This is a genomic window from Croceibacterium soli (genome assembly GCF_009828065.1).
GTDB classification, from domain to species: domain Bacteria; phylum Pseudomonadota; class Alphaproteobacteria; order Sphingomonadales; family Sphingomonadaceae; genus Croceibacterium_B; species Croceibacterium_B soli.
In genome coordinates this window covers 147875-171734 of record NZ_WTYK01000005.1, presented here as the reverse complement: position 1 = coordinate 171734, position 23860 = coordinate 147875, and the positions used below count along the sequence as shown (strand labels likewise).

General features: G+C 62.8%; 19 protein-coding genes. 11 read left to right on the top strand and 8 right to left on the bottom strand.

Annotated elements, in window-relative coordinates:
• Window positions 1–5 precede the first annotated feature (5 nt).
• The 6 genes from GRI75_RS10285 (at window position 6) to GRI75_RS10260 (ending at window position 5182) form a co-directional block, all read left to right on the top strand.
• A complete protein-coding gene (locus GRI75_RS10285) occupies window positions 6–713 on the top strand; it encodes a CoA transferase subunit A (RefSeq protein ID WP_160746888.1) in 708 nt (235 codons plus the stop codon).
• A complete protein-coding gene (locus GRI75_RS10280) occupies window positions 713–1372 on the top strand; it encodes a 3-oxoacid CoA-transferase subunit B (protein ID WP_160746887.1) in 660 nt (219 codons plus the stop codon). The genes GRI75_RS10285 and GRI75_RS10280 overlap by 1 nt, the downstream gene beginning before the upstream one ends.
• The gene (gene pcaF, locus GRI75_RS10275) at window positions 1369–2571 is read left to right on the top strand and encodes a 3-oxoadipyl-CoA thiolase (protein WP_160746886.1); all 1203 of its coding nucleotides are present in this window, start codon (window positions 1369–1371) and stop codon (window positions 2569–2571) included. Before GRI75_RS10280 ends, pcaF begins: the two co-directional genes overlap by 4 nt.
• Window positions 2568–3359, top strand: a complete 792-nt coding sequence (gene pcaD / locus GRI75_RS10270; RefSeq protein ID WP_160746885.1) for a 3-oxoadipate enol-lactonase — start codon at window positions 2568–2570, stop codon at window positions 3357–3359. The genes pcaF and pcaD overlap by 4 nt, the downstream gene beginning before the upstream one ends.
• Before the next feature lie 273 nt (window positions 3360–3632).
• Complete coding sequence (locus tag GRI75_RS10265) at window positions 3633–3950, top strand: 2Fe-2S iron-sulfur cluster-binding protein (RefSeq protein WP_160746884.1); 318 nt, start codon at window positions 3633–3635, stop codon at window positions 3948–3950.
• Window positions 3947–5182 (top strand): NAD(P)/FAD-dependent oxidoreductase, encoded by a 1236-nt coding sequence (locus GRI75_RS10260; RefSeq protein ID WP_160746883.1) that lies wholly within the window; start codon window positions 3947–3949, stop codon window positions 5180–5182. Before GRI75_RS10265 ends, GRI75_RS10260 begins: the two co-directional genes overlap by 4 nt.
• An 85-nt stretch (window positions 5183–5267) precedes the next feature.
• Here the strand turns inward: GRI75_RS10260 and GRI75_RS10255 are convergent, their stop codons facing one another.
• The 4 genes from GRI75_RS10255 to GRI75_RS10240 form a co-directional block, all read right to left on the bottom strand.
• Window positions 5268–6824, bottom strand: a complete 1557-nt coding sequence (locus tag GRI75_RS10255) for an MFS transporter (protein WP_160746882.1) — start codon at window positions 6822–6824, stop codon at window positions 5268–5270.
• Between the two features lie 345 nt (window positions 6825–7169).
• The gene (locus GRI75_RS10250) at window positions 7170–8573 is read right to left on the bottom strand and encodes an efflux transporter outer membrane subunit (RefSeq protein ID WP_160746881.1); all 1404 of its coding nucleotides are present in this window, start codon (window positions 8571–8573) and stop codon (window positions 7170–7172) included.
• A gap of 2 nt (window positions 8574–8575) precedes the next feature.
• The gene (locus GRI75_RS10245; RefSeq protein ID WP_160746880.1) at window positions 8576–11707 is read right to left on the bottom strand and encodes an efflux RND transporter permease subunit; all 3132 of its coding nucleotides are present in this window, start codon (window positions 11705–11707) and stop codon (window positions 8576–8578) included.
• 15 nt (window positions 11708–11722) lie between these two features.
• Window positions 11723–12874: an efflux RND transporter periplasmic adaptor subunit gene (locus tag GRI75_RS10240; RefSeq protein ID WP_160746879.1), complete on the bottom strand. Its 1152-nt coding sequence runs from the start codon at window positions 12872–12874 to the stop codon at window positions 11723–11725.
• A 153-nt stretch (window positions 12875–13027) separates the two neighbouring features.
• Between GRI75_RS10240 and GRI75_RS10235 the strand changes: the two genes are divergently transcribed.
• Together GRI75_RS10235 and GRI75_RS10230 are read left to right on the top strand one after the other, a co-directional pair.
• Window positions 13028–13714, top strand: a complete 687-nt coding sequence (locus GRI75_RS10235; protein ID WP_160746878.1) for a response regulator — start codon at window positions 13028–13030, stop codon at window positions 13712–13714.
• Window positions 13715–13755: 41 nt separating this feature from the next.
• Window positions 13756–14793, top strand: a complete 1038-nt coding sequence (locus GRI75_RS10230; RefSeq protein WP_202389699.1) for an ATP-binding protein — start codon at window positions 13756–13758, stop codon at window positions 14791–14793.
• Between the two features lie 589 nt (window positions 14794–15382).
• Here GRI75_RS10230 and GRI75_RS10225 read toward each other — a convergent pair.
• The 3 genes from GRI75_RS10225 to trhO form a co-directional block, all read right to left on the bottom strand.
• Window positions 15383–15850, bottom strand: a complete 468-nt coding sequence (locus GRI75_RS10225; protein ID WP_160746876.1) for a GreA/GreB family elongation factor — start codon at window positions 15848–15850, stop codon at window positions 15383–15385.
• A gap of 68 nt (window positions 15851–15918) precedes the next feature.
• The gene (locus tag GRI75_RS10220; protein WP_235911457.1) at window positions 15919–16587 is read right to left on the bottom strand and encodes a glutathione S-transferase; all 669 of its coding nucleotides are present in this window, start codon (window positions 16585–16587) and stop codon (window positions 15919–15921) included.
• Window positions 16541–17530, bottom strand: a complete 990-nt coding sequence (gene trhO / locus GRI75_RS10215) for an oxygen-dependent tRNA uridine(34) hydroxylase TrhO (RefSeq protein WP_160746875.1) — start codon at window positions 17528–17530, stop codon at window positions 16541–16543. Before trhO ends, GRI75_RS10220 begins: the two co-directional genes overlap by 47 nt.
• A 179-nt stretch (window positions 17531–17709) precedes the next feature.
• On the opposite strand from trhO, the gene GRI75_RS10210 reads away from it, so the two are divergent.
• On the top strand, window positions 17710–20085 hold the full coding sequence (locus GRI75_RS10210) for a TonB-dependent receptor plug domain-containing protein (protein ID WP_160746874.1): 2376 nt from the start codon (window positions 17710–17712) through the stop codon (window positions 20083–20085).
• Window positions 20085–21110 carry a phytase gene (locus GRI75_RS10205; RefSeq protein ID WP_160746873.1) on the top strand — a complete coding sequence of 342 codons (1026 nt, stop codon included), beginning with the start codon at window positions 20085–20087 and terminating at the stop codon, window positions 21108–21110. The genes GRI75_RS10210 and GRI75_RS10205 overlap by 1 nt, the downstream gene beginning before the upstream one ends.
• 307 nt (window positions 21111–21417) lie before the next feature.
• Here GRI75_RS10205 and GRI75_RS10200 read toward each other — a convergent pair whose 3' ends face one another.
• A complete protein-coding gene (locus tag GRI75_RS10200; protein ID WP_160746872.1) occupies window positions 21418–22710 on the bottom strand; it encodes a L,D-transpeptidase family protein in 1293 nt (430 codons plus the stop codon).
• A 154-nt stretch (window positions 22711–22864) separates the two neighbouring features.
• Here GRI75_RS10200 and ku point away from each other — a divergent pair, with 154 nt between their 5' ends.
• Window positions 22865–23737, top strand: a complete 873-nt coding sequence (gene ku, locus GRI75_RS10195; RefSeq protein ID WP_160746871.1) for a non-homologous end joining protein Ku — start codon at window positions 22865–22867, stop codon at window positions 23735–23737.
• The last annotated feature ends 123 nt before the right edge of the window (window positions 23738–23860 follow it).

Below are 23860 nucleotides of genomic sequence, written 5' to 3'. Positions count from 1 at the left end.
TTCAAATGGACAAAACAGTTCCCAACGCGTCCTTAGCCCTCGAGTCATTGCTCTTCGACGGAATGACCATCATGTCTGGAGGCTTCGGCCTCACAGGCAACCCTGAGACCCTGATCCGGGAAATCCACGGCCGGGGTGTCGCCGACTTGACTATCATATCTAACAATGCTGGCGCAGACGGTTTTGGTCTTTGGACGCTGCTTAAGAGTAGGCAGGTTAAGAAGATGATCTCTTCTTACGTGGGAGAGAACAAGCTGTTCGAGCAGCAGTATCTATCCGGAGAGCTAGAGCTTGAGCTAAATCCTCAGGGTACTTTGGCTGAACGGATACGCGCCGGCGGGGCCGGTATCCCTGCCTTCTACACGAAGACAGGAGTGGGCACGGTGGTGGCCGAGGGCAAGCCCGTCGAGGTGTTCGAAGGTGAGGAGTATGTGCGCGAGACGTGGTTGCGGGCAGATCTGGCGATCGTGAAAGCTTGGCGCGCAGATCCGGCCGGCAATCTCATGTTCCGCAAAACCGCTCGCAACTTCAATCCTACCATGGCCACGGCCGCCAAGGTCACTGTCGCGGAGGTCGAGGAGATCGTGCCGATGGGAACGTTCGATCCCGACTGCATCCATACTCCTGGCATCTATGTCGATCGGGTGATGATCTCTACGATCAATGAGAAGCGGGTTGAGAAGGTAACTACCCGCTTGCGGAGGGACGCCTGATGCCTTGGACGCGTGAACAGATGGCTCAGCGTGCTGCGGCCGAGCTGCGCGATGGGTACTATGTGAATCTGGGCATCGGGATTCCAACTCTCGTGGCGAACTTCGTGCCAGAGAACGTCGAGGTCACGCTGCAGTCTGAGAACGGAATGTTGGGAGTTGGCCCTTTCCCTTTCGAGGAAGATGTGGACCCCGACCTGATCAACGCAGGTAAGGAGACGGTCACGGCACTGCCGAGCTCAAGCTTCTTTTCTTCGGCGGATAGCTTCGCGATGATCCGCGGCGGCCACATCGACATGGCGGTGCTTGGCGCCATGCAAGTTTCGCAGGACGGCGATCTCGCGAACTGGACCATTCCTGGGAAGATGCTCAAGGGCATGGGCGGGGCGATGGACTTAGTTGCGGGGGTCAGGCGCATAATAGTCATCATGGATCTCGCTGCGAAGGACGGCAGCCCAAAATTAGTGCCGCGGTGTTCGCTCCCCCTTACGGGACGGAACGTAGTAGACATGATTGTGACTGATCGCTGTGTGTTCGAGCGGGTGGATCGTAACTCGTCCTTCCAACTCGTCGAATTGGCACCGGATGTAACGCTCGAGGAAGTATCAGCTTCTGTGACGGCACGGTACGAAATGGCACTCCGGCAAGGGCCAAGCAGATGACCCACGCTTTTCTCTGCGATGCGATAAGAACACCCATCGGCCGGTTGCATGGCGCCCTCGCGAGCGTCCGTGCCGACGATCTCGCCGCAATCCCAATCCGGGCCCTGATGGAGCGCAACGAACGGATCGACTGGGAAGCTCTCGACGACGCAATCTTTGGATGCGCGAACCAGGCCGGCGAGGACAACCGCAATGTCGCGCGTATGGCAGTTCTACTCGCCGGGCTGCCGCAGAGCGTACCCGGTACGACAGTTAACCGGCTCTGTGGCTCTGGCCTGAACGCGATCGGTAGCGCCGCACAAGCTATTCGAGCAGGCGATGCCGACTTCATTCTGGCCGGCGGTGTCGAGTCGATGACGCGCGCCCCCTATGTACTTGGGAAGGCAGAAACACCCTTTGGTCGTGGTCAGAAGTTGGAAGACACGTCGCTCGGGTGGCGGTTCGTCAATCCGGCGATGAAGGCTGCCTATGGCGTGGACTCAATGCCGGAGACGGGCGAGAATGTGGCGGAGCAGTGGAGCATCGGGCGCGAGCAGCAAGACGCCTTTGCTCTGGCGAGCCAGCAGAGGGCGGCGAACGCACGTGATTGCGGTCGACTGGCTGCTGAGATCGTGCCCGTAACGGTTCCGCGAGGGAAAGGAGAACTGTTCGTTTTCGAGCACGACGAGCACATACGAGAGACCACAATCGAAGCGCTTTCTGCACTTCGACCGGTGGCGAGAGAGGGCGGCACAGTCACCGCTGGCAATGCGACCGGCTTGAACGATGGTGCAGCAGCACTTCTGATCGCCTCAGAATCGGCGGCGAAGCGGCACGGGCTTACTCCACGCGCACGGATTGTCGCGATGGCTTCGGCAGGCGTTGCACCGCGCATTATGGGCATCGGACCTGCAGCAGCTGCTCGGCGGCTCTTTGCCCGCACAGGACTAGACATTTCGAAGTTCGACGTAATCGAGCTCAACGAGGCTTTCGCTAGTCAAGCGATTGCGACCCTCGCCGAGTTGGACGTCCCGTGGGATGATCCAAGGGTCAATCCCAACGGCGGGGCTATCGCTCTCGGTCACCCGCTGGGGATGTCGGGGGCTCGGTTGGCTATGACAGCGGCTGAGGAGTTGCAGCGTACCGGAGGGGACCTCGCGCTGGTCTTTATGTGCGTTGGTGTTGGGCAGGGCATTGCCTTGGTGCTGGAGCGGGTATGAACTTCGGTACGATCACAACCGGGGATCACTGTCGAATTGCCTGGCGTGCCGAGGGACCCGAGGACGCACCTTGCCTCATTCTCTCCAACTCTCTCGGAACGACAATGGCGATGTGGGAACCGCAGTTGCCAGCACTCACCGCCGAGTTCCGTGTGATACGGTATGATACGCGCGGTCATGGTGGATCGGACGTTCCTGCGGGCGCCTATTCGATGGATAGGCTCGGCCGAGATGTGCTTGAGCTTGCCGATGCGCTTCGATTGGACCGCTTCTCGTTTTGCGGCCTGTCTCTAGGCGGTATGCTGGCCCAATGGATTGCTTGGCGAGCATCCGAGCGGATCGACCGATTAGTGATCGCCAACAGTTCGCCTTTCATGGGGCCTCCGTCGGCCTGGGACACCCGGATTGACACCGTGCGCGAGCAAGGCATGGCCGCAATCGCCAGCCCTGTTCTCGAGCGCTGGTTCACAGAGACCTTTCGTGCGGATCACGGCAAGGTCGCAGTGTTCCGAGAGATGCTTATCGGCACCAGATCGGAAGGGTACGCTGGATGTTGCGCGGCGATCAGAGACATGGACATGCGGCCGGTGCTGGGCCTTATCAGACGCCCGGTCTTGGTGATTGGCGGCACTGCAGATCCCGCAACGCCGCTTCCACACACAGAGGCGCTCGCCTCGGGCATTCGGAACGCCCGTTGTGAGTTGCTCGATGCTGCACACTTGTCTAATCTTGAGCAGCCGGAGCGCTTCAATGAGCTGCTTATGGCTTTTCTCACAGGCAACTCATGAAGCCGGCTGTCATGCAGAGTAGCTGGTTCCCTGAGGAGGAGGCCGCGATCATCCGCCGTCCCGCGCCGGCGAGGCTGATCTAAACCGGTGGATCGCTCGGCTACCCGTATGCGAGAAAGAATAGCTCATGAACATGCGTACCGCCAAAAAGGGAGCTCCTCGGATCCGGAGTGGGGCGGCACCTGCCACGCGCACCGCGTCTCTCCCCAGCTGATGAACGGCTTGTACCTGACGCGAACAAGTTCACGCATCCGCTAAGTTGAGGATTGAGATATGCCAGAAGTGATCGTCACCACACGTGAGGGCGAGGTGCACCGGCTAGGGATAGAGTCTGGTATGACGCTGATGGAAACCATCCGCAGCGCCGGAATCGACGAGCTCGTGGCGCTGTGTGGAGGCTGCTGCTCTTGCGCTACCTGTCACGTGTACGTCGACCCATCCTTCGCTGGCAATATATCGCAGATGAGCGAGGACGAAAGCGACCTCCTCGACAGCTCTGAACATCGTACGGGAACCTCGCGCCTGTCTTGCCAGATTGAGCTGACCGCGGCGTTGGACGGCCTCATGGCGACGATTGCTCCGGAGGATTGAGCGTGACCAGCCAGGCAGATATCGTGATCGTCGGGGCCGGTCACGGCGGCGCGCAGGCTGCAATTTCGCTGAGACAGCAAGGCTTTGCCGGTTCGATCCTGATAATCGGGCGCGACAGTGAACCGCCCTACGAGCGTCCACCGCTCTCGAAGGAATATCTCGCGCGAGAGAAGCAGTTCGAGCGGATTTATATCCGTCCTCCGCATTTCTGGGCTGAGAGGGATGTCGACCTAAAGCTCAGTCTCAGTGTTGTTACAGTGCACCCGCATGAGAAGTCGGTGGAACTCTCAAACGGCGAACTGGTCCGATACTCTAAGTTGATCTGGGCCGCCGGCGGTGACCCGCGGACGCTGACTTGTGCGGGTGCTAATCTTGCAGGTGTACACTCTGTGCGGAACAAGGCCGATGTTGATAGGATCATGGCTGAGCTGGATCGCGGGGCGACCAATGTCGCTGTAATTGGCGGCGGGTTCATCGGTCTCGAAGCTGCGGCGGTGCTGAGGAAGCTCGGCTGCGAGGTGACTCTGCTGGAGGCGCTGCCGCGGGTCCTGGCACGCGTCTCAGGAGAGGAGCTAGGCCGCTTTTACGCGGCTGAACATCGTGCGCAGGGCGTCGATGTTCGGCTCGGTACGTCGGTCGAACGCCTGGAAGGTGACAAGGAGCGAGTCACTGGTGTGAGACTAGCGAACGGCGATGTCATCCCCATCAACCTGGCGATCGTCGGCATCGGCATCGTGCCTGCCGTGGAGCCTATGATTGAAGCCGGTGCTGCAGGTGGCAATGGCGTGTTGGTGGATGAGTACTGTAAAACTACCTTGCCAGATGTGTACGCGATTGGAGATTGTGCCGCCCATGCGAACCGCTACGCCGACGGGGCAGTGATCAGACTTGAAAGCGTCCAGAATGCCAATGACATGGCCGCAGTCGCCGCGAAGTCGATCTGCGAGAAGCCCAGCCCATATAGCGCGGTGCCTTGGTTCTGGTCTAATCAATACGACTTAAAGCTGCAGACGGTGGGACTTAGCCTCGGCTACGACGAGGCGGTGCTTCGTGGTGATCTTGCCAGTCGCAGCTTCTCTGTAGTTTACCTGAAGCAGGGCAGGGTAATCGCGCTCGATTGTGTGAATTCCATGAAGGATTATGTGCAGGGCAGGAGCCTAGTAGAGGCACGTGCTAACCCGGCGGTTGAGTGCCTGCGGGATCCCCAAGTACCGCTGAAAACGTGTCTATAGCGCAAGCACTTGCCGAGATCCCGGCCAGCACTTCTCACGTGAGGCCGCCCAGTAGTTGCTGGGAAAGGGGTGCGCGTGACGCCGCTCAAGGTTGCTGTTCGGGATGGACGTCCTGCGTCTCTTTTAGGCTCATCAGCACGAAAAGCGCCAAGAGACAGAGGAGAGCGGCCGCAGAGAGAAGAACCGCTCCATGCGCGGTTGCAAAGGCAGTCTTAGCCGCTTGTCTCAGCATTTCACCTTGTTCCCCGCCGATACCATGAGCAGCGATCATCGTTTCGCCGATGGAGCCGGAGGCTTCGCTGGGGATTGCGGACGTTAGCCCCCCCGGTACTGCAAGCCCCGTCCGGTAAAGACTGCCCAGCAAAACGCCGAAGGCGGTGACTCCGAGCGCAGCTCCCAATTCGTAACCGCCTGCCTCAAGCGCTCCGGCAGCACCGGCCTTTTCAACCGGCGCACTCCCCATGATTGCGATAGATGATGCGGTAAGGCCGATACTGAGTGAAAACCCCAGAAGAGCCATGTAGCAGATGATGCCCGCGCCAGCGTTGCGAAAGTCACTCATTCCAAGACCTGCGAGGCTCAAGCCGCCGATGAACAGTGTGCCAGACGCAACGAAGCGAAGCTTGATCTTGGATAGAAGGACACTTCCAAGTGGTCCCCCGACTGCAGCCGCAGCCATCAACGGCATCATGAACATGCCGGCCTCAAAGGGAGTGAGGCCCACAACGTACTGCAACTCTTGGGCGATCGTCAGTTCAACACCGATGAGCGCCCCCGACACGACCAAGGCCATGATGGCGCCGGTACGAATGGCCGGTTTTGCGAATAGTGATAGATCAAGCATTGGATTGGTTGACGATCTTTGCTTGAGCAGGAAAGCTGTCATCAGCGCGAGGCCCGAGGCAAAGATTGCTGCCATCAGGGGCAGCGATGCCCCTGGTTTCACGCCAGTTTTGATGGCGTAGACAATGGCTATAAGGCCGGCGATCAGCACCAAAGCTTGACCTATGGTCCACCTGCCGCCCGCAGCTGCGGGTCGATTGGGAATGAGCACGAAAACGGCCGCCCACACGATCAGCACCAATGGAACGTTAATGAGGAACACTGCTCCCCACCAGAAATGTTCCAATAAGCCTCCACCGACGAGGGGGCCCACTGCCGCGCCTGCAGAGCTAACCGTACCCCATAGCCCTAGCGCGAAACCGCGCTCCTTCTCGTCGTCGAACGTGCTGCGAATGAGAGCCAGTACAGCGGGCGCGATCATAGCGGCGCCGAGAGCCAGAGCACCCCTGGAAACAATCAGCATGGTGGCACTCACCGAGTATGCGGCTGCTAAAGAGGCCAGCCCGAAAATGGCTAAGCCGGTAAGCAGGATCTTTCGATGACCAATACGGTCGGCCAAGGTTCCCATCGGAATAAGCAGGCCAGCCATGAGGAGAGGATAGATGTCGATGATCCAGAGCACTTCTGTGCCAGTCGCCTGGAGCGCGAGCGTCAATGAGGGAATGGTGATATGAAGGATCGTCATATCCACCACGACCGGGAGATAAGCGAGCATCACAGCTGCGAGAACCAACCATCGAGCTGATTTGCGCTTGGCCGAAGCCTCCGTACTTGGGTGCAATCCGGGGATTAGCGACATTACAGCGCGCTCCTTGACAGCGATCGGGAGCGGCCCTGCGGATAAATCCGAGCACCTTCTCCCGCGAAAGGTTAGGTTGACGCCGTGGCGGAGAAGAACCCTGACGGGTGCGGGAGCTACCAGCCCGCTACTCTATTTTCGGCGCTCACAACATAGGAGGGGTGAGTTTCGATGCAACATCGGTATCAGTTGAAATCTGCACTTCGTGTGCTGGACTTTCCTACGACAGGCTCCTGCTCGCTTCTTCTTGCCTGAGCAGACGACGGTCCCCAGGCAGCACCCGGGCACCGTCGCTCCGTTCCGATCAACTAGTCACACCCGATCTCACGCAAAGCGACGCCTATCTTACCGCGTTAGGCCTCCACCAAGGGCGCGATAAAGGCCGATCGCACTGGCCATCTCCTGGTGTCTAATGTTCAGCAGAGCTTGCCGTGCGCTGTAAGCGCTTCGCTGAGCGTCCAACAGTTCGAGCCGGCTTTCCACACCCGCGCGGAAGCGAAGGTTCGATAGATCAACCCGGCGGGCAGCGGCCTCCGCTGCCTGCGATTGCACAGCGACTTGCGGTGCGTACGTCGCGCGCGCGGCAAGGCCGTCAGCAACTTCGCGGAAAGCGGCTTGGATGGAGCGCTCGTAGTGGGCAACCGCAATGGACTTACGCAATTCTGCAAGGTCAAGATTGCCCTGCAGCTGACCGCCCTGAAAAATCGGCGCGGTGAGTGCGGGCGAGAAGCTCCAACTTCTGTTTGCGCCCCTGAACAGCTCGTCAAGCGCGGGGCTTGTAAGCCCCAAAGCTGCGGTAAGCGACAAGCGCGGGAAGAATGCCGCGCGCGCGGCGCCGACATCGGCGTTGGCGGCACGCAGCTCGTGTTCGGCCTGGACGACATCCGGACGCCTCTGCAGCAGCTCCGACGGCAGGCCGGCCGGAAGCTGAGTGCGGATTGGCTGCTGTAGCAGATCGATAGGTGCCGGCAGGTCGGCCGGGAGAGGCGCTCCCACGGCGAGGACTAGGGCATTGGTTGCCTGAGCCAACTCACGGCGTCGCTGCTCCAGGTCGGCTTCGGCTTGGTGAACCAATTCCTCTGCTTGGGTGACTTCCAGCCCGCTGACCTGTCTCGCCGCGTGCAACCGGCGTGTGAGTTGGAGTGAAGAGCGCCAATCCTGTAGTGTCGCCTGAGTTAGGCGAACCTGTTCCGCTGCAAGGCGCTCTGCTAGGTACGCGTCGGCCACGGCGCCCACCACCGCGATCTGAACCGCGCGTCTTCCTTGGTCGGTGGCTAGGTATCGTTCAAACGCCGCCTGGCTTTGCGACCGCAGCCTTCCGAACAGGTCGATTTCGAACGCCGTCAGCGCGACCTGTGCGTTGAACTGCCCGAATTCGAAGCCATTTGCGAGCGGTAGGCTGCTATTATCTCCCGCACCCGCAGGTGAAGTCCGCTGGCGCGTGTAGCTGCCCTGTGCCTCGAGTCCGGGCAGCTCAGCCCCACGTTGTGTGCGGAACTGCGCACGTGCGGCTTCGACATTCAACACAGCGATCCGCAAATCGCGATTGTCCCTGAGAGACAGCTCGACGAGCTGCTGGAGGCGCGGGTCGCCGAACATTTCCCGCCATCCGAGATCGGCAGCGTTCTGTTCGTCGAAGGGTGAAGAATCTGGATAAGCTGCCGCCACGGGCGGTGGCGGCATATCCAGCTTCGGGTTCATCGAGCAGCCGGCGAGCAACAGTAGCGTAACAGGTAAGATGCGGCGCATAGTCAGGCCTCCGCAGAGTTGATAATTGGTTCAGCCCGGCTTCTCCGCCGCACCCGGTCAGCCAGACCGAGGACGACTACAAAGAAGACCGGTACCAGAAAGATCGCGAGGACGGTTCCGCTGATCATTCCGCCGAACACGCCTGTGCCGATCGCATGCTGCGTCTCGGCGCTCGCGCCGCCGGCAATCATCAGCGGTACAACACCCATGGTGAAGGCAAGGCTCGTCATGAGGATTGGTCGCAGCCGGACCTTGGCCGCTTTCACGGCTGCCTGGACCAATCCCGATCCTTCTTCGCGGTACTGTTTTGCGAACTCCACGATGAGAATGGCGTTCTTCGCCGACAGGCCGATGATTGTTATCAGACCAACCTTGAAGAACACGTCGTTGGGCATCCCGCGTAGCAACACCGCCGCCACGGCGCCGATCAGTCCCAAAGGTACGACCAGCATTACCGACAGCGGGATTGACCAGCTTTCGTAAAGTGCTGCGAGCACCAGGAATACCACAAGCATCGAGAAGGCGAGCAACATCGGTGCCTGCGCTCCCGATTGTTGCTCCTGAAGCGACTGACCGGTCCAGGCGATCTCGTAGCCTCTAGGCAGTTCGTTGGCGAGCCGCTCCATTTCCGCCATTGCTTCGCCGCTCGACACCCCCGGAGCAGCGCTGCCGGAAATGCGCAGCGACGGATAGCCGTTGTAGCGCACCATCTGCAAAGGCGTCTGATCCCAAACGGGGGTCACAACTTGTCCCAGCGGCACCATGCCTCCCGCGGTGTTGCGGACGTTGAGGCGCAGCACGTCATCGAGTTGCATGCGGAAGGGGGCGTCCGCCTGCACGATCACCTGCTGCAGACGCCCTTGGTTCGGGAAATCGTTGACGTACGACGAGCCGACAGACGCAGAGATGGTGTCGCTGATCGCGCTGAACGAGACGCCGAGCGCCTCGGCTTTCTGGCGATCGATCTCCAGCCGCACGCTGGTGCCTGGGGGCAGGCCCTCGGGGTAAACGTCGGTCACGAGATTGCTTTGAGCAGCCATCGTCAGCAGCTCGTCTTGCGCCGCCAACAGCGCTTCATAGCCCTGATTGCCGCGATCCTGCAGCCGCATCGCGAACCCGGAGGACGTTCCGAGTTCGTCGATGGCCGGCGGCAGCAGCGTGATGATCGTGCCCTCCTTCACTGCGTCGGCCATGGCAGCGGTCGCATTCGCCACTTCCTCGCCAGCAGTTGCTCCATCGCGTTCCGACCAGTCTTTGAGCGTTGTGAAGGCTAATGCGGCATTAGGTCCCGAACCGGAGAAGCCGAAGCCTAGGACCGATTCATTGCCTCTGATCCCGGGCCTGCTCAGGACGTGCTCTTCGTAAGCCTCGACGGCTTCGAGCGTGCGCGCGGTAGTAGCATCCGCCGGCATCTGGAAGGATGTCATGAAATAGCCTTGGTCTTCTTCTGGAAGGAATGCCGACGGCAAGTTGCTGAACGCGATCCCCAGCACGCCTAGCAAAGCTGCGAACACAAGCATCGCCCGGCCGGTGCGCTTGAGAATCGACACGACCCAACGCTCGTATCCGTTAGTCATCCGCTCGAACGTTCGGTCGAACCAGGTGAAGAAACGATTCTTCCTCTCATCGCCGGTGATCGGTTTGAGCATCGTTGCACACAGTGCGGGAGTCAGCGACAAGGCTAGAAAGGCCGAAAACAGGATTGAGACGGCCATCGACATGCTGAACTGGCGGTAGATTGCGCCCACTGAGCCGCTCGCCAACGCCATCGGAATGAACACCGCCGAAAGCACCAGGGTGATGCCGATCACAGCACCCGTAATCTCCTTCATCGCCTTTCGGGTCGCGGCTTTGGGGGCAAGCCCCTCCTCGTGCATGATACGTTCGACATTCTCGACCACGACGATCGCATCATCGACGATGATGCCGATCGCCAGGACCATCCCAAACATCGTGAGAACATTGATCGAGAACCCCGTCACCAGCATAACCGCCAGAGTGCCGAGTAGAGCGATCGGTGCAACGATGGCCGGGATCAGCGTGTAGCGAAACTTCTGTAGGAAGAGGTACATCACGAGGAATACGAGGACCATCGCCTCGAGCAGGGTGATCAGAACCTTCTCGATGGAGATTTTCACAAATGGAGCGGTGTCGAACGGCACCGACCATTTCACACCTGCGGGCATAGCTTGTTCTAGCTCTTCCATCCGCTCGCGAACGGCCTCGGCTGTCTGCACGGCGTTGGCGCCGGGAGCGAGTTGGATCGCCGCGGCTGTTGCGCCTTTGCCATTCTCGCGGACCGCGAACGCGAAAGTTTGAGCCCCGAGTTCCACCCGGGCAACATCGCCGAGGGTGACGCTGGAGCCGTCGGTGTTCGCCTTGAGAACGATGCGCGCAAACTCCGCTGGGGTCTTCAACTGTCCCTCGGCAGTTAGCGGCACGAGTACGCGCTGCCCTTCGACGGCCGGTTGCGAGCCGAGACTGCCCGGAGCAAGCTGTATGTTTTGCTCGGCGATCGCAGCGGTGATGTCGCCCATCGAGAGGCCGTAGGAAATCAACTTTGTGGGATCGACCCAGATGCGCATCGCGCGCTCGGAACTGAAGTTCTGAACTCGTCCCACGCCAGGGATCCGTTTCAGTTCCTCGACGATGTTGCGAGACATGTATTCGCCGAGGGTGATCTCGTCATGCTCTCCGGTTTCCGAGAACAAGCCTATCATCATCAGAAAACCGGAACTCGCCGCTTCGACGGTGACGCCGGTCTGGCGCACCACTTGGGGCAGGCGTGGTTCCACCGTCTTCAATCGGTTTTGGACGTCGACCTGAGCCAGCTCAGGATCAGTGCCCGGCACGAAAGTCGCAGTGATCGTGGCTTCGCCCGAGGTATCGGTTGAGCTCTCGAAGTAGAGCAGGTTCTTGACGCTCGACAGCTCGCGCTCGACCAGCGTCACTACGCTGTCGTTCATCGTCTGCGGCGTTGCCCCTGGATAGGACGCGTAGATGCTGATCGAAGGCGGCGCGACGGTTGGGAAGCGGGCGACCGGGAGCTGCGGAATGGAGATCAAGCCGAGCACGATGATCGCAATAGCGACCACCCAAGCAAAGATGGGGCGGTTGATGAAGAACTGAGGCATCGGATAATCCCTGTGTCAGCGTTGCGACGCGATGGCACGCGGCTGCCAAGGTTGAGGATTGACCGGAGTGCCGGGTTGAACACGATCCATGCCGACAACCACAATGGTGTCTCCGACTTTCAGGCCCGATTTCACGACATAGTTCCCATCGACGACATTCCCGAGGATCACTTTGCGCGGTTGCACCCGGCCCTGACCATCGATGACTCCGACCAGCGCATTGCCGCCCGGGTCCCGTGTCACCGCCTGCTGCGGCACTGTCAGCGCATCGGGTATGCGCATTCGCGGCAGGCGCGCGCGAACGTACATTCCTGGCAGTAGCAAGCGCTGGGAATTGTTCACCAGAACGCGCACGATCGCATTGCCGGTGCCCGGGTCGACCGTAACATCAGAGAATAGTATTCGGCCGCTGACCGGATAAGGACGCCCAGAGGGAGATAAAATCTCCGCTGTGGCGGAGCCCGGCCCTTGGCCTTCCGCCAATGCCTCGCGCAGTAGCTGGAAACGCTCTACCGGCTGCCGCACGTCGACATAGACCCGATCGATTTGCTGCACCGTCGCGAGCGGATTGGCATCTTGCGGCGACACCAGCGCTCCTTCTGTGACAAGTGCTGGACCGATCTGCCCAGAAATCGGGGACGCAACGCGCGCAAAGCGGAGATCGAGACGGCGGCGGGCGAGTTCCGCGCGGGCTTGCGCCACATCGGCTGCCGCCTGGTCGCGTGCGGCCACTGCGTCGTCATAGGCCTGTCCACTGATCGCATCCGCATCGACGAGCGGTTGCAGCCGCTCCGCCTGCGTGCGAGCACGGGCATAGGTCGCCTCAGCACGTGTGAGAGCCGCCGCAGCACTGTTGGCATCAGCGCGAAACGGCGCCGGATTAATCTGAAACAGCGGCTGCCCAGCGCCTACTGCTGCGCCTTGTTCGAAGTGCCGGCGCTGAACAACCCCGCTTACCTGGGGGCGGATCTCAGCAATGCGGTAAGCGACAACTCGCCCAGGCAGTTCGTCGCTAAGCTCAATTGGCGACTGCCGGACCTTCGTGACCAGCACCTCTACGGGGACTGGTGCCTCAGCCTGCGCTTCCGGCCCCCGACAGGCGCCCAGCGCTAATGCCGACGCCCCAACCAAAGCCAGGGGGGCTGCCCATCGTAGCACCCGTTTCATTGTGAAAGCCTCCATGATCGATCCGGCGGCGCCTATCGTCGAACCGCGTTTCGGTTGCATGGATGTTGTGTGGAGAGCTCGTGGAGACGGGTGGATAGTTTCGGCCGAGCGGCGCTATGCAGAAGGCGAGGCAAGATCGAGAGTTCTCGACCAATGAATGAACTAATCCTTATCGCCGAGGACGAGGCCGAGATCGCTGACATCCTTGAGGCTTATCTTGAGCGAGAGGGCTTCCGCACAGTCGTGGCACCAGACGGACGTGTAGCCCTCGATCTCCACCTCGCCCTTCGTCCCAATTTGATCTTGTTGGACGTGTCGATGCCACGTGCTGATGGTTGGGAAGTGCTGGCCGAAGTCCGCCGCCGCGGCGCTACCCCTGTTGTTATGACAACCGCTCTGGACCAGGACATCGACAAGCTGCAGGCGCTCAGAATCGGTGCGGACGATTATGTCGTGAAGCCATTCAATCCGGTAGAGGTCGTGGCGCGAGTCAAGGCAGTGCTGCGCCGTAGCAGCGCAGGAGGAACTGATGCTGTAATCCGGATCGGACCTGTGGAAATCGATACCGAAGGGCACTTTGCTAGAGTTTATGAAGGCAGCCGAATGCAGCAACTGCAATTGACGCTCACGGAGTTCCGGCTGCTCGCCCACATGGCTCGCGCACCCATGCGCGTTTTTTCGCGCGGGGAGCTTGTCGACGCCTGCCTACCTGGCGGAGATGCCTTGGATCGGACGGTGGATAGTCACGTCAGCAAGCTGCGCCGCAAGTTGGCGGAAGCGGGCGCTGCCGACATGCCGGTAGGCATACGCGGCGTCGGCTATCGGCTCACCTCGACTTAATGAGCCATCGTCACGATCTAGGCCGGCAACTCGCGGCTTCGATGGCGATGATCGCCATGGCGATGCTGTTCCTGACGTTCGTCACCTTCTATGTCGTCTATGCCATCCTTGCGCTCGCGGACTCGCCACTGATACCAAGCGAGAGTTCGCTGACGCCAACCCGATGGGAATTTCTCACACTTGCCGGGCTTTGCGTGATCGGCCTCACAATAGCCTCACGGTCCGCTGTCGCGTTGGCGCGGCGGATCGTTGCGCCATTGCACTCCATGGGACGCGCTGCGCGCAGCATCGCTGACGGTGACCTAAGCGCTCGAGCGGAGTCTCAAAGCGGCGCCATCGGCGAAACCGCCATGCTAATCGAGGACTTCAATGCCATGGCCGAAAGGCTGGAACGCGCGGCGATGGACATCGTCACGTGGAATGCGCAGATTGCCCATGAACTGCGCACACCGCTAACGATCCTGAAGGGGCGGCTTCAGGGGATGGCTGATGGCGTTTTCGTAGCGGATGAAGCGATGATCCGCAGGCTGCTTGCGCAGGTGGAAGGCTTGGGTCGGCTGGTGGAGGACCTGCGGATCGTGAGCCTGGTCGAAAGCGAGCGATTGGGCCTGGAGCTGGCTGACGTCGACCTCGCCAGCGAGATCGAGGATCTCATCCTGCTCGTGAAACCAGCTCTTGATAAAGCTGGATTCTCACTCGAGCTCCAGCTGGCGCGCGGAAAGGCACGTGTCGACACGGCAAGAGTTCGGCAAGCCATCCTTGCGTTGATAGACAACGCCCAACGTTACGCCGATCCGGGCCCCCTTCGGATCGAGCTGCGCCTGACTGATGACGACGTGGACTTGCGAGTCATCGACCCTGGTCCCGGCATGCCGGCCTCGTTCGCGCAGGATGCTTTTCGGCTGTTCACTCGATCCGACGATGCAGCCGCTAGGCACCGCTCCGGCTCAGGCCTTGGCCTCGCAGTAGTGGAAGCGATCGCGCGCGCTCATGGCGGCACCGCGAGTTATCAGCCCAGCGGAAAAGGGTCAGCATTCATTATGATGCTGCCGCGACGAGTGCCGAGTTTCGAAGCTTGATCGCGCTTGCACGACGACGCTCGCCAGCATAGCCAACGTTCAGCAGACAAAGTCGGCTCGCCGCAAGCTGCCACTGCTTCAGGTGTAGCCTCAAGGTGAGAGGAGGCACGTATAACTCGGACCGTCGGGTTTTGGACGATCATCGTCGTGTAGCGGTCACCCCTTGCTTGATCATCCCGATCAACTTGCCTGATGCCATCGCACCGCATGATGCGCGTTCTGCTCCTCCACAATTTAAGGGGGGGCCGCTCGTTGACGAGCAGCTAACCGTTAGACTGACAGAGAAAAACGGGCATTCGGCTCCAACCGTTTCTGGTGCCGAGAGGAGCGGGAGGTCCGGAGCGATCCACGAGCACATGTGTCCAGAGCTTTCTGGCAAGCCCAGCTTCGGTTTCGCCGCTTGGGAGCAGAGCGGCGCTCAGCTTTACCTCCCGTTCTTTCGCCTCGAAGCGACGTATTGCTTGATGAGGCGAAAGCGAGTTCTGCAAAGGCCAAATCGAGCCCCCGCAACCACCAAAAACCCATCCACAACATACACAACAACCCCGCCGCTCACGCCGCGGGGCATTTTGCGTTGGCCGCGTAGCGGTCAGGCGGAAGTGACTTCGACGTTCAGAACCTCGATCGCATCGGCTGCGCCGCCGAACGATAGCAAGTCGCCCGGTTCCGCTCCCAACATCGCGCGGCTTAGTGGTGCGTTGAAGGATACCAGGCCCTCGGCCGGATCCGCCTCGTCGTCGCCGACGATGCGGAGCGTCCTGGGTTTGCCCTGCAGAAGAATGTCCACCGTCGTGCCGAACTCGACCTTGTTGCCGGACGGGGTCGGCGCCAGTTCGGCCGTGATTTCGCGCGTGGTCCAGTAGCGCAAGTCCCGCTGGATCACGGTCGTCTGGTCCGGATCGGTGCAGCCCTTCAGCCGGGCTTCGAGCGCGGCCCGGCGCTCCCGGATCAGCTGCAGCCCGCGCGCGGTCACGAGGTTCGGCCCGGCCGGAATGGGAAGCTCGAACTTGGGCTCCAGATGCTCGTCGTCGCTTTCGCGACGGAATGCCACGCTCATCCAACAGTCTCCTCTACGCGCCGATCAGAGGATGCGCCGCGCCCCGAGTCAACTGACGAGGGGCGATGTCAGTGCCGCGGCATGAACACCGGAGGATCGCCGGTGTGCCAGGGCGCCACTCGTACCATGATCCCGTCGAACAGTGCGGAAGTGGTATGCCGGTGCAACCAGGCCTTGAGATGGGGCAGGGGCTGCGCACCGAACCACTCCAAGTCGACCGCGGCGAATTGGCGCACGAACGGCATGATCGCTGCGTCGGCCAGCCCGGGCGCGGAGCCGCCAAGGTGACCGCCGGCCGAGATCCGCCGATCCAGTTCGCCCAGGAATGCCAGGCCATGCTCCCGGTGCGCGAGAGGGTCGGCATCGTGCCGCTCCGGATACTTGTAGCGGTGCAGGTCGTGCTTGAAGGGCCCGTCGTTCGCGGCGATCAGGGCGGCATCGTTGCGGGCCAGCCAGCCCTCAGGATCGCAGTTCGCCAGCGCCCAGCGCATGATCTCGATGCTCTCGTCGATCACCGCCCCGTCCGGCAGGACGAGCACCGGGACAGTGCCTTTGGGCGAGGCTTCCAGCATTGCCGCCGGCTTGGCCTTCAGCGCAACCTCGCGCAGCTCGTAGCGCGTTCCGCTGACCGCCAGGGCCAGCCTCGCGCGCATCGCATATGGACAGCGGCGGAAGCTGTAGAGGACGGGCTCAGGCTGCGGGATCATCTTGCCGCCGGGGAGGCGCCGCACCGACATGGGCCTGGCCGCGCGCCGCGGCGAGCGTCTCCTGCAAGTGCCGCTCGCGATAGGAAGCGCGCTGCTCGTCGGTCCGTTCGGAATGGCAGGCCGGGCAGCTCACGCCCGCTTCGTAGAGCGGCGAGGCCAGGTCGTCCGCGCTCACCGGCCGGCGGCAGGCGTGGCACAGTTCGAAAGTGCCGGGCTTGAGGCCGTGGCCGATCGTCACCCGCTGGTCGAACACGAAACATTCGCCGCGCCACAGGCTTTCGTCTTCGGGCACCGTCTCGAGGTACTTCAGGATGCCGCCCTTGAGGTGGTAGACGTCCTCAACACCTTCCTGCTTGAGGAAGGCGGTGGACTTCTCGCAGCGGATTCCCCCGGTGCAGAACATCGCCACTTTCGGCTTCTTGCCCTCGCCCAGCAGGTGTTCGCGGGTCTCGCGGAACCAGGCGGGGAAATCGCGGAAGGTGGTGGTTTTCGGGTCGATCGCGCCCTCGAAGGTGCCGACTGCAACTTCGTAATCGTTGCGCGTGTCGATCACTATCGTTTCGGGATCGGAGATCAGGGCGTTCCAGTCCTGCGGCTCGACATAAGTGCCGGCGCTGGCCCGGGGGTCGATGCCGGGCTGGCCCATCGTGACGATCTCCCGCTTCACGCGGACTTTCATCCGGTGGAACGGCATGGCGGCCGCGCCGGACAGCTTGACCTCGAGATCGGCGCAATCGGGTAGGGCGCGGACGTGGTCCAGCAGCCGTGCAATGCCTTCGGCGGATCCGGCGACCGTGCCGTTGATCCCCTCCGGCGCGAGCAGCAGGGTGCCGCGCAGGCCCTGGTTCCGGCACAGGCTCTCGAGCGGTGCGCGCAAACTCGCGGGATCCGCGAAATGGGCGAACCGGTACAAGGCCGCCACGGTCACCGGCCAGTCGGAAGGGGAAAGGTCAGGGTCCACGGCGGGCGCCATAGCGGCGATCCGGCTGCGCGTCAGCACTCCTGTCCCGCTTCCGGCGGCGGAGACGCTGCCGCACCCGGGTGAAGCGTTCGCGCAACACCTTCGGGGCGTCATCGAACCGTCACGGCTCGGTCACCCATCCGTCACGCAGCCCACCTAGCGGGCCGCCGGGACCTGGACGGAGAACGATCATGAACAAGACAGCACACCGCTTCCTACTCAGCGCCGGCGCGGGTGCCCTGGCGCTGGCAGCCTGGCCCGCACTGGCGGCGGACGCAGCCGATGAGGCGCAAGTCGGCGGCAGCGTCGTCGGCGAAAGAACCGAGGCTCCGAAGAGCAGCCAGGAAATCGTGGTCCAGGGCGAGATCGGCTATCGCAACCGCACAGACCAGGCCGAACCCGTGCTGGTCTATGACGAGGAATACTTCCAGCGGTTCGAGCCGCTCACGGCCGGCGACGCGCTCAAGCGCGTACCTTCGGTCACTTTCCTGTCCGACGTGATCGAAAGCGACGGCCCGCGCCTGCGCGGCCTCGATCCCGGCTACACGCAGATCCTGATCAACGGCGAGAAAGTGCCCGGTCCGAACCCGGACCGTTCGTTCTTCCTCGACCGCATCCCGGCCGAGCTGATCGAGCAAGTCGAGATCGTCCGTTCCTCCTCCGCGCGCCGCACCGGTGACGCGGTGGCGGGCACGATCAACATCAAGCTGCGCGACGCGCTGTCGCTCGACGGTGGTTACATCAAGGGCGGCGGCTTGCTGTTCGACGACGGCGAGCTGAAGCCGACTGCCGGTTTCTATTACGGTGGCGAACTCGGGCCGGGCCGCGTGCTGATCGGGGCCAACGTCCAGGGCCGCTACAACCCCAAGGAGAAGACCAGCTTCCGCTACGGGGACTCGCCGGAGAACAACCCGGACTTCCTCACCGACGACTTCGACAACCGCGAAGACCAGAGCGACATCCGCGACGGCACCGACTACGCCTTCAACGGCAGCTACGCGCTCGAATCCGACGTGACCACCTTCGAGCTCAGCGGCAACTACGTGCGCACCGACCGCACGGAGACCGAGCGCAGCCTGGAATACAACGTCGCCACCGGCACCCCCGGCCCGATCGGCTTCGACGGCGACGAGGAGCCCGGCCTGCTGACCGACGCATATCAGCTCGAGGACATCGAGCAGGAGAACTGGGGCATCGCCAGCAAGCTCTCCCATGAATGGTCGCTGGGCAAGACGGCCTTCAAGTGGGGCTATGCCCGCTTCAACGACAATGCCGACGGGATCGAGACCGAAGTCGATTTCGAGACCGGGGAAGAAGGCGCGCCCGAGAATGCCGAGTGGGAAAGCGAGCTGGTCGTCACGCGCAACGTGGACGAGGAGCTGTCCTTCGCGCTCGATCACGCCTTCCCGCTGTCTGCCGGCGTGAACTTCGTGATCGGCGGCTTCCTGCAGGAGAAGGACCGCCGCGCCGACATCACCACCTTCGAGCAGGGCGATGAGCTCGACGGGCGGGCCTGGGACCAGTTCACCGTGTCCCCGGCCGGGCTGATCGATGCCGACGCATTCGAGGAAGACGACCGCGCCCTCAGCACCATCGCGGAGGATCGCCGCGATGTCTACGCGCTGCTGGAAGGCAACCACGGCCCCGTGAGCTGGGAAGCCGGCGTGCGCTGGGAGAACACCGAGACCCGCATCGTGGACCTGTCCGCCGATCCGGAAGATGCCGAGACCGAGTACGATTACGATCACTTCCTGCCTTCGGCATCGATCAAGTTCGACACCGGAGCGGGCCGTGTGACCGCCTCGGTCGCACGCACCGTACGCCGGCCGCAGTTCGACTATCTCACTCCGGTGACGTTGGAGGGCGAACTGGGCGACAACGACTTGCGCGGCAATCCGCAGCTCATGCCGGAAATGGCCTGGGGCGGCGATCTCGGCTACGAGCACCGCCTCGGCCGCACGGGCGTGATCGGGGTCAACCTGTTCTACCGCAAGGTCGAGGACCTGGTCGAGCTGGTGAACACCGGCGAGGAAGGCGACGAGGGCGAGGGCAGCTTCGTGCTCCAGCCGCGCAACGTGGGCGACGGCAAAGTCTACGGCATCGAGTTCGACCTTTCGGCCGACCTGGCCTTCCTGGGGCTGCCGGACACCGGCGTGTTCGGCAACGTCTCGCTGCTCGACAGCGAGATCACCGACATGTTCGGCGAGCGGCGGTTCAACGACCAGTCCGAATACGTCTACAACTTCGGCTTCATCCAGAACCTGCGCCAGCTCGGCGCGGCGTTCGGCGCCAGCTATCGCAAGCAGGGCAAGGCCTATGGCCGGATCGTCAGCGAGGAAGTGACCACGACTTACGGAGCGGATCTCGAGGTGTTCGTCGAGAAGCGCATCGGGGACAGCTTCACGATCCGGGCGGTCGGATCGAACCTGCTGGACGGCAAGAAGCGCGAGGTGTTCAACAAGTTCGACACGATCGAGGACCAGGAGGACCGCGACTTCGACGAATACGAGCTCGAGGCCGAGCGTGCCGGGCCGGTGTTCCAGCTCGTCGCCCGGTACGCGTTCTGATGCGCGCGCTCACCGCAGCCGCGCTCGCCGCCGCGGTTTCCGCGTGCGCTTCGGCCCCGCAGGTCCTGCCGCCGGTCTCGGTCACCGCCATCGCGGAGACCGAGCCGGTGGCCCAGGCCGCCGGGGTCGACGCCGCCGACGATCCGGCGATCTGGCGCAACCCGGCCGATCCGGCCGCGAGCCTGATCGTCGGCACCGACAAGCGCGGCGGGGTCCATGTCTATGGGCTCGACGGGAAGTCCCGCTCGTTCGCGCAGGCCGGGGAGGTCAACAATGTGGACCTCGCCGACATGGGCCCCGTTAGCCAAGGTGGGGCCGGCGTGATCGTCGTCGCCAGCGACCGTAACGACCTCACCCGCGCGATGCTGCTGGTCTACCGGCTCGACACCGCCAGCGGGCAGCTCGCGCTGCTCGGCAAAGTGCCGGGCGGGGCGGGCGAGGGCTACGGCCTTTGCCTGCTCAAGCAGGGGCAGCGGCTGCTGGCCTACTCGGTTCTCAAGCAGGGCGCGATCCACGAGTACGAGCTGACCCTGGGGGCTGCGCCGTCAGCCACGCCGCTGCGGATCCTGCGGGTGCCGAGCCAGCCGGAAGGCTGCGTTGCGGACCAGCGTAGCGGCACGCTCTATGTCGGGGAGGAAGCGGGCGGCATCTGGCGCTTCGCTGCGGGCGCGACGGCTGGGGACCTGGTCCTGCCGGTGGACAACCGCACGCTGGTGGCCGACGTGGAAGGCCTGGCGCTGCTGCCTGAAGGCTCCGAGGGCGGCTATCTGGTGGCGTCGAGCCAGGGCGACAACGCCTATGCCGTGTTCCGCCTGCCGGACCTGGCGCCGCTCGGCCGTTTCGCGATCGCCGCCGGGGCTTTGGGTGGGGCCGAGGAGACCGACGGCATCGAACTCATCGGCGGCAGCTTCGGGCCGGAGTACCCGGAGGGGCTGTTCGTGGCGCAAGACGGCCACAACCAGCCGCTCGGCCAGAACTTCAAGCTGGTGTCCTGGGCCGCGATCAAGGCGGCGCTGGGGTTGTAGGCCCGCAAACCTCCCCCTCTGGGGGAGGTGGCAGCGCGAAGCGCTGACGGAGGGGGCGCCGCCTGGTGTAACCGTTCGTCCAGGCCGCGCCCCCTCCACCACCGCCTTCGGCGGCGGTCCCCCTCCCCTTGCAGGGGAGGATCTATTTAGGCGTCCACTAATTCCTCCCCGGTACGGGGAGGGGGACCGCCCGCGTAGCGGGTGGTGGAGGGGGCCCCTGGCCTGGACGAACGGCCGCGGCAGACCTCCGCCCCCCTCCGTCAGCCCTACGGGCTGCCACCTCCCCTTGCAGGGGAGGATCTTGCGGTCAGGACGCCAGCGCGAGCTGGCCTTCCCCGTCGAACATCTGCGGCATGGCGAGTTCGTCGAAGCCGTAGGGATCGTCGCGGAAGATCACCCCGCCGGCCGCGGGCGAGACGGTGAAGTAGGTCATGTATACCGGCACCGGGCGCGGGAGCGGGATGACCTGCTCGGCATTGGAGTTGGTCCGCGGCACCTCGCCGAACACCCACTCGGCGAAGCGGCGGTAGTCTTCCAGCCGCACGCAGCCGTTGCTGAGCCAGCGGTCGTCCTTGGCGAACAGCTCCTTCACCGGGGTGTCGTGCAGGTAGATGCCGTAGTCGTTCGGCATCTCGAACTTCATTTCGCCCATCGAATTCCACGGGCCGGGGAGCTGGCGGACGCGGACGCCGCTCTTGCCGGCGGCGACGAGTTTCCAGTCGATCCGCTTGGGATCGACGACCTGCGCGGTGGGCGTCCAGTCGGACAGCACTTCGTAGTGGAAGTTCTTCAGGTAGTCGGTCCCCTGGGCCAGCACGCGCTTGGCCGTGAGGTTGGAGATCATGTCCGGCGGCACGTTCCAGTAGGGATTGGCCCGGGCATTCCGCATGATCACGGCCAGCATCGGCGTCTTGGTCTTGGGCGAGCCGACGATCACGCGCATGCCTTCGGCGAACCTGTCGTTCTCGTAAAGGTAGGCTTCGGCGATGCCGGAATCGACGATGACATAGCGCTCGAAGGTGTTGGTCCGCGGCAGGCGCCAGGCGCGCTCGACATTGATCGCGATGCGGCGTGCGTAATGCTCGGCCCCCTGGTTGAGGGATGCGATGGTTGCCCTTCCGGCGATCCCGTCCGCCTCGAGGCCATGGACGTGCTGGTATTCGGCCACGCGCCGGGTCAGCGCCGCGTCATAGCCGCCGCCGGGCGCGAGGCCCAGGCGGGTGCGGAGGGTGTCCACCCGCTTGCCCTTCGCACCGGCCTTGAGAACGGGCCCCGCCGGCACCTTGACTTGCGGCAGGCTGCCCCAGCTCGCCTGATAGAGCTCCAGGCCGCGGCCGAGCTGCTCGAAGATCGGGTTCGGCGCGTTGCGGCGGTTGCCGTCGCGCCAGTCGCGGCTGAAGATGCGGCGGAGCCAGTTTTGCGGCCGCTGGCGCCGCTGCGCCACGGAGCTCATCTCCGGGTCGACATAGACGAAGTCGATGCCCTGCTTGATCGAGGTCGGCACCGCCACCGGCTCGTCTCCGCGCGGAGTGGCGGCCGAGAGGGGTGCCGCGACCAGCAGCGCCGCGGCGCCCAGAATGATCCGAATGGTGTTCCGCATAACTGTCGCGCCGCAGGCGGCGCACTCCCGATATCGTTTTGCTGCTCAACGCCTTGCGCGCTCATCGGTTTCGCGGAACTGAACGCCTGCAACCCTTTTGGAACCTCCGCCCCCTCCGCGCGCTGACTCGTGCGAAAGCAGGAGGAACGGAGACATGGCCGCACGCGCCTATTGGCAGGGGCAGATCCGCCTCGCGCTGGTTTCGATACCGGTGGAGGTTTACTCGGCGACCAAATCGGGCGCGTCGATCAGTTTCCGGCAGATCCACGAGCCGAGCGGCAAGCGGATCAACTACGAGAAAGTCGTGCAGGGCATCGGCCCGGTCGACCGCGACGACATCGTCAAGGGGTACGAGATTTCCAAGGGCAACTACGTCCTGCTCGACGAGGACGAGATCGAGGCGGTCAAGATCGAGAGCAAGAAGACGCTCGAGCTGGTCCAGTTCGTCGACGCCAACGACATCGACGTGTTCTACTTCGAGAAGCCGTATTACGTCGTCCCGGCGGACGACCTGGCCAACGAGGCCTTCATCGTGCTGCGCGAGGCGCTCAAGCAGGCCAAGAAGGTGGCCATCGGCCAGCTGGCGCTGCGCGGCCGCGAGTACCTCGTGAGCCTGAAGCCCTGCGGCAAGGGCATCGTGATGGAGACGCTGCGCTACGAGGACGAAGTCCGCGCGGCGCAGGAGTATTTCAAGGACATTCCCGACGAGAAGCCGGCCAAGGAAATGCTCGGGTTGGCCAAGACGCTGATCGACAAGAAGACCGCTCCGTTCGACGCCGGCGAGTACCACGACCGCTATGTCGAGGCGCTGCACAGCCTGATCGAGAAGAAGGCCAAGGCCAAGGGCAAGAAGGTCCTCGAGGATGTCGAGGAGCCGGAAACCGGGCGCGGCTCCAACGTGATCGACCTGATGGCGGCGCTGAAGCGGTCGGTGGGCGACGACAAAAAGCCGGCGGCCAAGAAGGCCCCGGCGAAGAAGGCCCCGGCCAAGAAAGCGGCGCCGGCCAAGGCCAAGAAGAGCGCATGACGGCGGTGGTGCGCGCGTCCTTCGGCGGACTGAGGAGAGGCGGGCGCCCGCCCTTAGACAAGCTCAGGGCGAACGGGATTTTTGTGAAGGCCTCATCCCCAACCTCCGTTCGTGCTGAGCTTG